This is a genomic window from Paenibacillus sp. FSL H7-0756, assembly GCF_038006765.1.
Classification (GTDB): Bacteria; Bacillota; Bacilli; order Paenibacillales; family Paenibacillaceae; genus Paenibacillus_AQ.
On sequence record NZ_JBBOVT010000003.1, the window covers coordinates 492331 to 506561 of the forward strand.

General features: G+C 56.3%; 1 protein-coding gene. It reads left to right on the forward strand.

Going from position 1 to position 14231, the window contains the following annotated elements:
• Positions 1–107: 107 nt before the first annotated feature.
• Entirely contained in the window at positions 108–14177 is a 14070-nt protein-coding gene (locus NST04_RS27960; RefSeq protein WP_341187175.1) for an S-layer homology domain-containing protein, read from the forward strand.
• Positions 14178–14231 lie beyond the last annotated feature (54 nt).

Sequence of the window (14231 nt, forward strand, 5' to 3'; positions counted from 1 at the left end):
TTTTATTCCCTTCCTTTAGACTCAAATATACAAGATATGATTTTGTCTATGAGAAAAATCTCATAGATTGTCGAAAACATGGGTGCTGTGATGAAGGGGGAATTGGCGTGAAGAACCACCAGGCAAAACAGAGAATCAGGCTCTTGCTCCATTGGCTGTTGATTGTCAGTCTAATTGCGGGGCTGTGGAATCCCGGACTTTGGCAGACTGGCCAGGCAGAGGCTGCGGCTGTGAACGGGACCGCCTCTGCTGCGGGCGATATCAGCGGTCATTGGGCAGAGCCGCAAATGAGCGAATGGATAGGGGACGGGTATATCAAAGGCTTCCAGGATGGAAGTTTCCGGCCTGATCAGGCTATCTCCCGCATAGAGTTTGTGGCGTTAGTGAACCGTTTGTTTGCTTACCAGGGAACGGGAAAGATCAGCTTCAAGGATGTTCCCTCTGCGGCCTGGTTCGTCTCACAGGTGCAGGCAGCGGTCCAGGCCGGATATGTGACGGGATTTCCTGACGGGACCTTCCAGCCGGACAAGCCGTTGTCACGGGTGGAGGCGGCTGTGATGCTCGCCAAGCTTACGCCTGTGCTGATGAAGGACGGCGAAGATCCGCTGAAGGTGTTCAAGGATGCGGGCAGTATTCCGGGCTATGGCCGTGATGCACTGGGTGCTGTGCTAAGTGCCGGTTACATGAAGGGTTTCCCGGACGGAACGATTGCAGCTGCGCGGCAGCTTACACGAGCCGAAGCCGTTGTGCTGCTGGATCGTCTGAAGCAGCAGTCCGGCAGTCATGCAGAGGGAGGGATCATTCCTCCGGCGAAGACCTTGGAAACCGGTGGCACTTATGGCCCTGCTACAGGCTCGTTCACCGTTGCCGGTGATCTTACCCTGAATGCGCCGGGCATAAAGCTGCGCAATATACAGGTTCAAGGAAATCTGCTCATCGGCTCCAAGGTTGGAGACGGAGAGATCTACCTTGAACAGGTGACGGTACAGGGCAGCACGGATATTCAAGGCGGCGGTGCCCATAGTGTACATATCAATCAGTCCCGGCTCGGAGTTGTAACCGTAGATCGCGCGGAGGGTCTGGTACGGGTTGTGGTCGGCGGGACAACGATCATCAGGCAGTTGAATGTCCAGTCTGAGACTAAGCTTGAGTCAGAGCAGAGCGGGACAGCTTCCGGCGGGATTGAGGGAGTGGTCATTTCAGGGTCGGGTGAAGTCACCCTGAGCGGGAATTTCAGCTCGGTGGAGATTAAGAGCAACGTCAAGGTTGTGGTCACCTCGGGGACCATAGGCCGCTTAAGCGTTGCCGGGGGAGTTAGTAGTTCGGCCATTACGCTGAACGAAGGCGTGAAGGTGAGTGATCTGGAGCTGCATGGCACAGCCAGTGTATCGGGCACTGGGGAAATCGTGAAGGCGCTGGTAGATGCTCCGAAAGTAGTGTTTGAACGTTCCCCAGGCAGCGTGGAGACTACGACACGCGGGGAGTACACGGTTACTGCTCCGGCTGCAAGCACGGCTCCTGCCGGTGCAGGTGGAGCGGGAGGAACTGGCGGAGGAAGTGGTGGCGGTGGCGGAAGCAATCCGACGCCCCCGCCATCCCCAACAGCGACTCCGTCCCCAACGCCTCAGCCTACCCTGCCGCCTGCAGGGCAGCCGCTTGAGGTAGCAGTCACTGCTTCACTTGGCACCCCGGGAGGCTTCATGCTTAGCTTCAGCAAGCCTGTTGCGAATCTGACAGCAGCAGAGCTCTCACTGAAGGATGCCGCGGGACAGGCTGTCGGGATATCCTTCATCGGCTCACTGAACGGAGGAAGCACTTACCGGGTTGCCGCAGACTTGAAGGAGGGAGAGACCTACTCTGTGACTCTCTCTAAGGCAGGGTATGTCTTCGGCGACCCGGTCACCTTCGTTGTTCCGGTGATCGCACCAGAGGATATTCAGGTGGCTACGGCGGTGCAGAATATCACCGCAGCAGGTCTGGAGGTCCAATTTGATCAGCCGGTCGCGGATATGCCGCTGACCGGCTTCACCCTGAAGCGCAGCGGGACGGGCGAAGCTGTAGCTATTCAAGAGGCTGCCGCTCTTAATGGCGGAACCTCTTACCGGCTGGCAGCCGGCTTGCAGGAAGGGGCTACGTACCTGCTAACCGTGACGAAGGCGGGCTACCGCTTCGGCGGGGGGGTGTCTGTATTCGTTCCGGTCACCGACCCGGTAGTGATCTCAGTATCTACTGAGGTCTACGGCATTACGGAGACGGGCTTCCAGGTATCCTTGAATCCGCCAGTTGCCGGATTGACCGCTGCCCATTTCGCCTTGACGGCGGGGGATGGCAGCGGTGTTCCGGTGGACGGAGCGGCTTCCACAGAGGATGGCGGTGTATACACGATTACGGCAGGGCTTGTCCCGGGCAGCAGCTACACGCTTAGTATGGAACGGAGCGGCTATAGCTTCGGGACAGCGCTTGAAATGACTGTACCATCCGTAGGCAAGGTGAAGGTTGAACCTTCGGTCGGCACGGTGCGGACCTACGGCTTCATCCTGTCCATGGATAAGACAGTGCCGGATGTAGATTCGCTGAGCCTGGTGCTGGAGAACGCGGCGGGCGGGCATGTCAGTATCGACATGCTCAGTACAGTGATTCCCGGCAAGCAATATGAAGTGTGGGCCAGTCTGGCCCCGAAGGATTCGTATACCCTTTCGCTTGATATGGACGGGTATGAGTTCACCGAACCGGCGGCTCTGGCGGTCCAGGCAGATGAAGTTCCCTCTTCGGCAGGCTGGGTGACGCATAGCGGATTTGAGCTGCGGTTTGCGCAAGGCGTACCAGACTTCCCGGCAGGCGATATGACTCTGCAGGCTCCGGGCGGCGGGGCCGTAGAAGTGGATGAAGTCCAGCTTAGCCCGGACAGAACATCGGCAGTGATCACTGCCGATCTGCCCGCGGCAGGAAGTTATGCTTACCGCGTGAATCTCTATGACGGACGCTTCATACAAGGGACCGTAGTTGTTCCTGAGACAGTGGAGATCAGTAAGTATACGACCTTCGACGGGTACCCTGGTGCTTATAGCGGCCTTACGGTTCACTTCGGGCGGGCGGTACCTGGGTTAACAGTCTCAGCCTTTGAGCTTAAGAATAGCAGCGGCGGGGCGGTTGCACTAGACTCTGCGGGTTCCAGCGACGGGGGCCGTACCTACAAGCTGCTTACCACGCAGATTAATGCCGGAGGCCCGTTTGTACTTGGCCTTACGGCTCCGGGCTACAGCTTCGGGAAGCCGGCCACACTGGTGAACGCGACTCTGAATGTGTGGGGCGCAGGGCGGAAGCCGACCCAATTCATGGCCGGACTGAATCCGCGCGTGCCGGATTTGACGGCTGAACATTTCAGCGCCACGGATCTGGCAGGCCGTGAGGTTGCGATTACAGGTGTGACGTGGGATAACCAGCAGCGGATTTATGTAGTGACTTTTGACGGAGAGGGCGGTCAGAGTTATTACGTATCTGCCCATGCGGACGGGTATGACTTCGGCGCGCCGAAGAAAATTTATGTGTATGCCCAGAACACGGTGGTAGATCCGACTTACAGCGGCTTCACGCTGGTGATGGCACCTGCAATGAAGATTAATACGCAATACGGCTTTAAGCTAACCAAGGCTTTTGGAGGTCAGGAGGTTCCCATCAAGAAGGCGGTCATGAATGATCCTGAAGGCGGAAGCTATCAGTTCTCAGCCGCCTTGACTCCGGGCTACTATAGTCTCGCGCTGGATGCGGAGGTGGACCCGAACGTTGTCTCTTTCTTGGTTCCGCTAACCGCTACAGTCTCTGTCGGAGAGATTGAGAACAATGGGCTGCTTGCGAAGCTTGATTATGCCGTGGATGGGCTGGATGCCGGGAATTTCGTATTGCTCAACAACGATACAGGTGATCCGGTAGTGATATCCTCGGCGTCAACGGCGGACCAGGGCGCAAGCTACCGGCTGTCGGCCCATCTGGCGGGAGGCAGCTACAATCTGAAGCTGGCCGGGCATTTGCCTGAAGCGGGTGTGGATTTCAAGGTTGCGGCTACGACAGACGCAGGAACAACAAGTGTATCGAAGATCACGAGTACAGGCTTCGAGCTTTCTTTTGCCAATCCGGTGATGGGCCTGCTTCCTGGTGACCTCACGATCACGGATGCGCAGAATAATAAGCTAAGCGGAATTACATTAAGCACGAGTGACAATGGCGGGACCTATCGTGTGCGGGTAACGCTTGCGGAGAATGCGGACTACACGATCGTGCTGAAGAAAGGGTTCATCCTCTTCGACTCGCCGGTTACGTTCCATGTGAATAAGTGGATTGCCGCCAGCATAGCGGATGTAACGAAGGACGGGCGGTTCACCTTGAAGTTCACTCCCGCGTTCCCTGAGATTGAGAATTATCTGGGACTGTCGTTAACGGATGAAGCGGGCACGCTCTATTATCCGAATCTGTTCGAGTCGGCAGACGGCGGGGCGAGCTACCAGCTTCGAGTGCCGGGCAATCAGCTGAAGCCGGGTATGGCCTACTCGATCAAGCTGGACAAGGATGAATTCTCAATGAATCCGGTCTCCTTCCGGCTGCCGCCAGCGCTGACAGTTACGGAGGCGACGGCAGCAAGCGTGAAGGTACAGCTGGATGCGCCGGTTCCGGGGCTGGCCCAGCGGCATTTTGTGATCCGGAATGCCTCCGGTGACAGCATTGCACTGACTTCAGCGGCGACCACGGATGCGGGCGCTCATTACACTCTGGCCGGTGCCTTTGCAGGCGGACAGACGTATACGGTGCAGTACAAGCCTGATGTAGCTTATCAGGTGAATGAACCGGTTGCTTTTCCGATATCTACAATCATTACGGCTGCGGTCAGCAATGTGACGGTGCTGGGGTTCAAGCTTCAATTCAGCACGAAGGTCGCCGGATTGACTGCGCAGCAATTGATTCTCCGCGATCCAAGCGGCAATCTGCTCTCTGTCACCGACTATTCGCTCAAGGCAACGGATCAGGGGCTAAGCTACCAGGTAACGCTGAATGCGGCGGCAGCGGGCAAGGGGTATACGCTGGATCTGGCGAGAGAGGAATTCCGGCTGGCTTCTCCGCTCTCCTTCGATATCTCGGCGTCGGCTGCTCTCCGGCTGGTGGGCACTGTACTGAACAAGATTGTGGTGTCGGTTGCGCCGAATCTGGCAGATATGACACAGGAGCACTTCACCCTGTATGACAGCAAAGGGCGCAAGACTGCAATTACGGTGACCTCTCAAGGTCCGGCTAGCGCGATGTACAATATTGAAGGGAAATTCGACGCTTTTGAGACCTATACCCTGCAAGCGAAGTATCCCGGCTATCTGTTCGGAGCACCGCTTACCGTGGGCTTCCAGATTGGGGTATATGCAATTATTCACAGCCAGTCGCGGAGCGGCTTCAAGCTTGTTCTGAGCTCGGAGGTGCCCGGTCTGAGTGCTGCGGACATTACCGTCACTGATAAAGGGGGAAATATCGCTGCGGTACAATCCCTTCAGGCTTCCACTGCTCCAGGCAGCTATAACGTGCTTGTTCCGCTATCCGGCGGCAAGACGTACACGGTGAAGATTGCTGCGAAGGCGCCGTATGTGTTTGACAGCATTGACCCGTTCACCCTGAATGCGGCTGCGGTCACGGTGGATCAGCTGTCGCTGACCGGCTTCAAGCTGAATCTGTCTTCCCCGCTCAGTCTGGACCCCGGGAATCTCAGCCTGACGGATGAGCAGGGCGAAACGGTTAACCTCCGTTCGATCCTTACCCGGGATGCAGGACGGTCTTATGAGGTTAGTGTCTATCTGAAAGCAGGCGTGCAGTATAAGCTGGGCCTGCATGTGGCGGGATATGATCTGGGCACGGAGCTGCCGTTGTCCATTCAGGCTGTTGCGGCTGCGTTCGAGGGGATGGAGAGCGGGAACAATCAGGCGTTCACCGTCCGTTTCGATCAAGCGATGCCAAGTCTGCTGCCGGGCGATTTCAACATCATGCAAGGAGATAGTGCTACAGTATACCATCCTATGAAAATATCGACAGCGGACGGAGGCTTCACCTATAAGGTGGAAGCGAGCTTCTGGGGAACCGAGCGTTACTCGCTGCGCATGGCCAAACATGGGTATGACTTCGGTGCTCCGCTCTTCATTGAGGTTCCGGCGATGATAAGCGCGGCTGTGCTGAGAACAGGCTCTGACTATGTGGAGATCGGACTGAATCCCGGTGTCTTCGGAATGAGCGCCGCAGATTTCACGGTGAAGGACAGCGCAGGGCAAGCTTTGCCTGTGTCCTCTGCGGTGACGGACGATCATGGCTTGACCTACCGCCTGAAGGCAGCCTTTGCCGGAGGCCAGACCTATACGATTGCGCTGCAACAGACGGGCCATGACTTCGGGGAGGTCTTGTCTGCTACGCTGCCAAGTGTGATTACAAGTGAGACAGGGCCGGTTAACGGGCAAGGGGGAACGGTTCTCCTGAACCCGGCTGTTGGCGGGCTTAAGGCAGGCAGCTTCAAGCTGGTGGATGCTGCCGGGCAGGCCATTCCGGTTACAGCTGTCAAAGAGCTGAATGCAGGAGCCGCGTATTCGTTATCTGCTAATCTTACAGCTGGAGCGGTCTATACGCTGACTGTGACTGCGGCAGGCTACGATTTCGAAGCCCCGCTTGCGGTGAAGGTACCGGTTCCCATCGCACTGAGCTATGACTCCATACAAAATGACGGGCTGACGGTGAAGCTGGACCCGGCTATTCCGGGACTTCACGCAGCCAGCTTCATCTTGAAGGATGCGGAGGGTAATCAGAGCGTCGCATCTGCGGCAACCACGGCAGATGGCGGTGCAACCTACGCTGTGCGGGCGGCGCTGCAATTTGGAACGGATTACAGCCTGAGTATTGCGGCTGACGGGTATGATTTCGGAATGGTGCTGCCGTTCACGGTGCTGCAGCCTGTCGCCAAGTCTATTGAGATGCTGTCCAAGAACGGGTTCACTCTGCGCCTGCAATCCGCAGTTCCAGATTTGAAGGTCAATCACATTCTGCTGAAGGACAGCAGCGGTGAGGCTGTTGCGCTTGATTCCCTGGTGACGGCGGACGGCGGGCTGACGTACCAAGCGGCAGCGAAGCTAATAGAAGGGGCGGGATACCGTCTGGCCTTGACCGCTAAGGGGTATGATTTTGGCCCGCCGGTTCATGTGGATGTTCTTCCGATGCTGCAGCTGACTGCGGGTAACATTAGTACCTCAGGCTTCAGTCTGAATCTGAGCAAGGCCGTGCCTGATCTGAAGCTGTCTTCCGTTCGCCTTAGCGGACCGGACGGGCAGGCTATAACCCTTACCGCAAGCTCATTCTATGATGCTAATCCCGGTACAGCAGATGCGGGCAAAGTATATCAGGTGCGGGTGCCTATAAGTGCCGGACAAACGTACACACTTACGGTGCAGGATTCAATCCACCCGGTAGAAGGGCCGCTGGAAGTGGTGCTGCCGGTTGCGGTTACGAGCCAGGTCACCCGTGCGGATACCGGCGGAATAAGTGTGCTGCTGGCCCGCAAGTCTATCACGTTGCTGCCTGAGGATGTGGAGCTTCTTACGGCTGCAGGCGATAAGATCAAGGTGACGGGGATCGCAGCGGGAACTGACGTCGGTACCTTCATCATTCAAGCTCAGCTTGGTGAAGGCAGTACGTATATGCTGACTCTGAAGAAAGCGGGGTATGATTTTGGCGCAGCGGCTAAAGTGTACGTGGCTTACCGTGTTGCCTCAAGCCTCACCGGAGTGAATGAGAATGGCTTCACTGTAAGCTTCAGTGCGCCGGTTCCAGATGTACAGTTCAGCTTGCAGGACGCCGGCAACAACCCGGTCACACTGGGCGCGGTGTCCACCACGGACTTCGGCCAGACGTACAAGGTGGCAGCGAACCTGGCCTACAATAAGGAATTCAAGCTGCGGCTGAGCGCAGCGGGGTATGAGCTCGGGGCGGAGCTGACGGTGAATAATATAAGCGCGCCGCCGCAACTGATGGACGCGACCTCTTCAGAGAGCGGAACCCAGGTGATCCTGACGTTCGACAAGCCGCTGGCCAGCGTAACAGCAAGCGGGTCCTTCTCCGTTAAGATCGACGGACAATGGCAGAGCTCTGTAACTGCGGCACTCGGCGCAGATCCGGCGCAGATTCTCCTGAGCTGGAATAGCAGCGGCCGGGTAATTGGCTCAGCCTCTACGGTATCGGTAGCTTACACCGGTGTGAACCGGGTGAAGGCGGTCAATCAGACGTTCCTGGCTGTCTTTGACGAATTGCCGGTGGCCAATGCGGCGACCCTGGCCGGGTTCGTCTCCAGCTATGCCTATAAGAACGATGCAGCCTACCCGGCTCAAATCCTTCACAAGCAATATGGCAAGACGGCGCTGGAGACGGCGGAGCTTCTGCGGGACGGCGGCTTCAAGGCAGCGAATCTGTACCGTGCGGTGCTGGTCGAATACGGGATGATCCGTTCAGAAATCACTCCTATCCTGTATGCAATGAACGCGGATGCGTCAGCGCTCTTTGATGCTTATAATTCGCTTAAGCCAGCTACGGCTGCGTATGATGGATTGATTATAGGAGAGCTCCTCTCGGCAGGCTATTCGGCCAGTGAGATTGGCCCGGCCCTCCAGCGATTCGGTCTGCTCAGCAAAGACATCTTGGGATATCTGAAGCGCTACAATGTACCGGTGACAGAAGCGGCGAAGGTCCTGAGGGAGAACTGGAATGAAACAAGCGGAAATACCGTGGAGTTACTCGGGCGTACGGGTTATGACAGCAACGGGATTGCCGGAGCTGTCCAGAATGCATATGGTCTGAATCCGGCACAGACGGTGTCCGCCATGGCCGAAGGCAAGCAGCCGGCAACAAAATCAGCAGCAGTCATTAAGGAGCTGTACCAGGAGGGTGCGGTTACAAACGCAACCTGGCTGTCCCAAGCCGGATATCCGGCGGCGGAGGTGAGCAAGGCGATTGCAGAGCAGTACAGCTACGCCAGTGCGGCTGAAATGCGGCAGGCCTTCATGGACGCCGGCTTCCCGGCAGCCTACACGTATGCTCTGCTGCGGAGGGAGTATTCGCAGCAGGATGCGGCGGCAGAGCTGCTTAATGCCAAGGTGTCTGCCCGGGATGCGGCTGAAGCGGTGAAAGCAGCCGGTGACGGAGCCGCTGTTATCATTAGCGCCTTAACGGCCAAGCATTATGAGGTGCAGGAAATTGCCCTCATTGTGAATGATTTATGGGTATCGGCGGGTACCCCGTTAAGCGATATCCTTGCCCAGTTCGCTGCTGGCGGATATGAGCCTTCAGCACGGGCCGCGCTGCTGCGGGAGCAGTTCCGTGCAGAGCTTCCGGCAAGCATTGCGGCGCTCTCTCCAGGGCTTACCCAGACCCAGCGGGAGCATATCCTGAAATACCTGTTGGACGGGGGATATGATCCGGTTCTCATAGCAGATTATTATCTGAAGCAGGGCAGCCATCCTTATGAATTGTTCAGACAATTCAGGCTGGCGGGCAAGACGCCGGTACAATCGCTGCAGACGATGCATGATGCCTATATTCAAGCGGGAACACCGCTGACGCTGAGCGGAGCCATGGATCTGTTCTATCATGATTACAAAAACCGTTACGAAGCAGACCAGGTCCTGACGGCGCTGCGTACCGTGTTCGCCCAGGATGTAGATGGGAAGGCGGATGCTACCGCACTAGCGGCCGTTATGAGCAACTCCACGCTGTGGGATAAATATGAAATTGCCAAGCCGCTTATCCGGCAGAGGGGCCTGACAATTCAGGATTGGGTGGAGCTGGAGCGCACAGAGGCCTTGTCCCGGTTCGGCTGCGCTTGTGATGTACGTACGGTGGTGAAGGATACCCAGTATCTTTTCGCTGGTGCAACCCTCCCGGAGATTACGGTGGCCATGAGCTTATCCAGCAGCTATAACTTGAACATGATTGTGGAAGGAACGATTAATCTCTACCCTACAGGGGGTGTCAGAGCGAAGGGAATGCCTTACCTGATCTCAGCGCTGAAAAATGCGGGATATTCCTTCGAAGAGGTCGCTGCGGAATTCGACCGCCAAGGGTGGAGCGAATGGGTGTCTGTCTTCAGCACATACGGAATTGCAGCAAGTGATGTGACTGCCTATTTGGTTACAAAAGGTCTTACCATGAGCCAGGTCATTGACCGGCTGGCTCCTTATCCGCTGAAGGACCGGGCGCTGGTCCTGCGCGAAGCCTATGGGCTGGACAGCGCTGCTGCGGTGGCACAGCTGCTCCAGCAGACTGACGAGGATCAGGAGGATATCGGCCGGGCAGCGGCCTGGGCCTACGGCAGCGATCCAATCGCGTTGTGGATTCAGACGCTGCGGGCACAAGGGGCTACGGCTGCCTCCGTGATTAATACGCTCGCCGCGCGATATCCTGCCTACTGGCAGTCGGACAAGGTAGGCCCGGCCCTGATTCAGGGCGGATTCAGCCAGGATGAGGTGATGCGGGGGCTGCTGATCCATGCCGGAGTGCGGGGCAACCTGAAGGCAACGCTTGCGCTGCTGCAGTCGCTGTATAGCCAGCAGCAGATTACCATTGCGCAGCTGCTGAGTGCGGCCAAGCCCGAATCACCGGGAGACGGACTGGAATTTCTGCAGAAGGGCGGCTATAAGCTGCCTGATATTGCCCGCGCACTTAAGGATTATTACGGGCTTACGGCCGGAGAAGCAGCCAAGCTGCTTACCGCCGCTTATCCGAATGATCAGAGTCTTATTCTCTCCGGGCTTGCTTCCGTATACGGACAGACGCTCGGAAGTACGGTAGCAGAAGCGCTGCAGGAGCAGGGAATTACTGAAGTAGGCGCAGCGGTTGAATATCTGTGGAATGCGGGATTTGCTCCCAAAGAAATTGCGGTCTCTGCCAAAGACGCCTTCCACCAGGACGCAGGTCAGACCGCACTGCTCTTCGTGCAGAAGAATATTCTGGCAGATAAAAATGTACTGGTAACGACCCTTGCCTCTGTCTATGGACTGTCCGTAGAGCAGGTGATCCATGCACTGCTTGTCCGTCAGGGAGACCCCTCCTTCGAGGGAGCCATTGCCTTTGTGTTCCAGGCCCGGTTCAGTCTGGCGAACAGCATCAGGCTGGCCAAGACAGAATACGGATTATCTGCGGGAACCGCCTTGCAGCTGCTCACAGATTCCCGGTTATACCGCCAGGAGGATATCCTTGCGGGAGTGACGGATATCTACCGGACCTCGCAGCGTGAGAGTATCGTGGATTCACTGGCAGCCAGCGGGCTGGTCACCCTGGAATCTGCCGTAACCTTCCTGCGTAACATGAAGTTCGATCTGAACGGGATCGTCCGGGTGGGCAAGGAGTATTACCGGTTAACGGCCGGTGAGACTGCCGCCGCTCTGACTGTCGAGGGCACTTATAGTGATGAGGACATCCAGAGTGCGGTGTCCTATGTATACGGACAGAATCTGACGCAGACCCGGCTCGATACGCTGAATGCGCTGGGGATCACCGTGTTCGCTGATGCTGTGCCGGAGCTGATAAGCGCCGGATTTACACTAGCCGACCTGGTGCTTGCAGGCAAGACGCACTACAAGCTCAGCGCCGGAGAGACAACTTACAGCCTGCTGCAATCCGGGAAATATCCGGCTGCAGACCTTCTGGCTGCTGTGGCGGAATTCTATGGCAAGCCGGTGAATGAGAGTGTAGAGGAGCTGCTGAACCGCAGCGGTATTGCTTCCATCCAGGATGCAGCGCCATATCTTCGTTCGCTGGGCTACACACTGCAGGATGTGAGCGAAGTATCCAAGAACTACTACGGTAATACGCTACAGGCTACCTATGATGCCTTACTGTCGCTCCAATTGGAAGACGCCAGCATTATAGAATGGACTGTACGGCAGGTCTACGGCACAACTGCGGAGGAAGGCACTACGGCTGCCACTCCTCAATCGATCCTGCAGGAAGCCGGAATTACAGGGGAGCCAGCGGCCATTGCCTATCTATGGACCGCAGGCTACCCGCTACAGGAAATTGTCAGAATGCTCAAAGAGTATAACGGCCAATCTGCGGCCGCAGCGGCAGCATTGCTGCTTGCCGATGGCTCGTTCCATACCTCTGCGGTTCTGAGCAGCATCAGTGCTATATATGGCACTGCGTATGATCCCGCTGTGATGGAGCTCTTCAGAGCGCAGGGCATCTTTACAGACGCCCCGCAAGCGGCGCAGGTCTTGAGTATAAGCGGCTACCGGATGGCGTATATCGCAGAATTACTGAAGAAGAGCTATGGCAAGACAGAGGCAGAGGCGAAGGCCGTCCTGAACGGACTGGGTATATACACTGCGGATGCGGTACAGAAGACAGTGGCCGAAATGTATTTCGCAGTGGGCACATCCTCTGGAACGCTTCAGCAAGTACTTGATCTGTATGGAATCAAGGGTACAGAGGCTGCTGTAAGCCTGCTCTATAAGCAAGGTACACCGGTGCAGGATATCCTCCAGTATTTGAAGGATGCTTATCACTTGGGTGCCGATGAAGCAACCGCCCTGCTGGCCGTGCATGTCAAGGGGCCGGAGCTTGGTCTGGCCGTCACCACGGTGTATTACAGCAGCTCGAATATCGGTTATCTCGCGAAGCTGATTCCGGCAACCTCTATGGGCAGCCCGGGAACGGTGGCGAATTATATGAAGGCGAAATTCAGGGATACTGATATCGTGCTTGCGCTGAAGGTGATGTTCAATCTGGACGCTCTGGGTGTGCTGGATGCAATCACTACTGCGGTGATGCCTGCGGAGCGAGTCCGGGCAGCGGTAACCGAAGTGTTCGGGGCTGATCCGCTCTATGCCTATCTGAAGCGTATGAAAGACCAGGGAGCAAGTGCGAATGATGTCGCTGCCGAGCTGGATCTGCGGGGACTGCTTGAGCTGGCACCGTCCGGCTACCTGGTAGATACACTGCGGAACCTGGGCTACGACAACGCCAGCATTCTGAAGATGCGCTACAATTATTTCAACGAAATGCGTCAGAATGCAGGCACGGAAGAGGAGCAGGGAATACAGCTGGTGCAGCTCGGCGTAAATACACCAGCCGCTATCGTTCAATACTTGCGCAAGTGGAGTCTGACCCCTTACAAGGTTCTTAAGATTGTAAGAGCAGGATTGCCAGATGCACCGATCGCGGAGATTGCCCTTGCCATGCGTGAGCAGGGCTACGGTGGCGAAGCTATTATTGGCGGCCTTCAGATTGTTGGAGAAGGCGGGGATAGCATTGCTGCGATTCTCCGGAAGCTCGGACTTCCAGTAGAGCAGGCTCTGGTCTTCCTGGGCAAAAGCTGGTCCGTGGACGAGCAGCTGCAATGGCTGATCCGCAATGGCTATACACCAAGCGAATACATCCGCTACCGGAATGTGGAGACCGACAATACCATTGCGGTTCTGAGACAGCAGCTCGGCTTGTCCGCAACTGATATTGCCAAGCTGCTGAATAAGTATAAGGGCAGTATGAGTCACTATTACTTAGCCAAAGCATTGTATGACGGCGGATTTACACAGGTCAGTGAAGTAGCAGGTGCATTGATCGCGATCAATTATCAGCCGGTCTGGCTGCTGGGATTGCTGGTGGGGATTGGCGGCTGGACCATGGATGATATCGCCCAGGGAATGCTGGATTCCGGGCTGATCTCACTCGTGGATCTGGGAACGGCGATTCAGATGGCTACGGGCGGCGTGCTGAAGGAGACCTATCGTATTCTCAAAAAGGTATCCACCGTCAAACAGCGGGAATTCTATGACAGTCTTAGCAGCGTGGAGCGCATGCTGCTGGACAACAATGAAATCGCCATGATTGTAGTGGTGTCCGCCATGCGTAACGGAAGGATCAGTATCGCCGATGCCACCAATCAGCTGAAGGTGACGGAAGGGATTGAACCGGAAGATGCACTGAAGGTGCTGATTGTATCAGGAGCCAATGTGCTGGATTCGGCAGGAGCCGTATGGGATGTCTACCGCGATTATATCGGGGCCAAGATTGTCCTCAAGATGTTCGAAAAGGCGGCAGGCAAGTATATTAGTGACTTCAGTAATTACTACAAGCTGGTCATGACGTTATCCAAGATTATCTATAAAGTATCCAAATAAGAAATGAGGCTGCAGCAAAGGCCGGTCCGCATAAGGACCGGCCTTTGCCGGTAA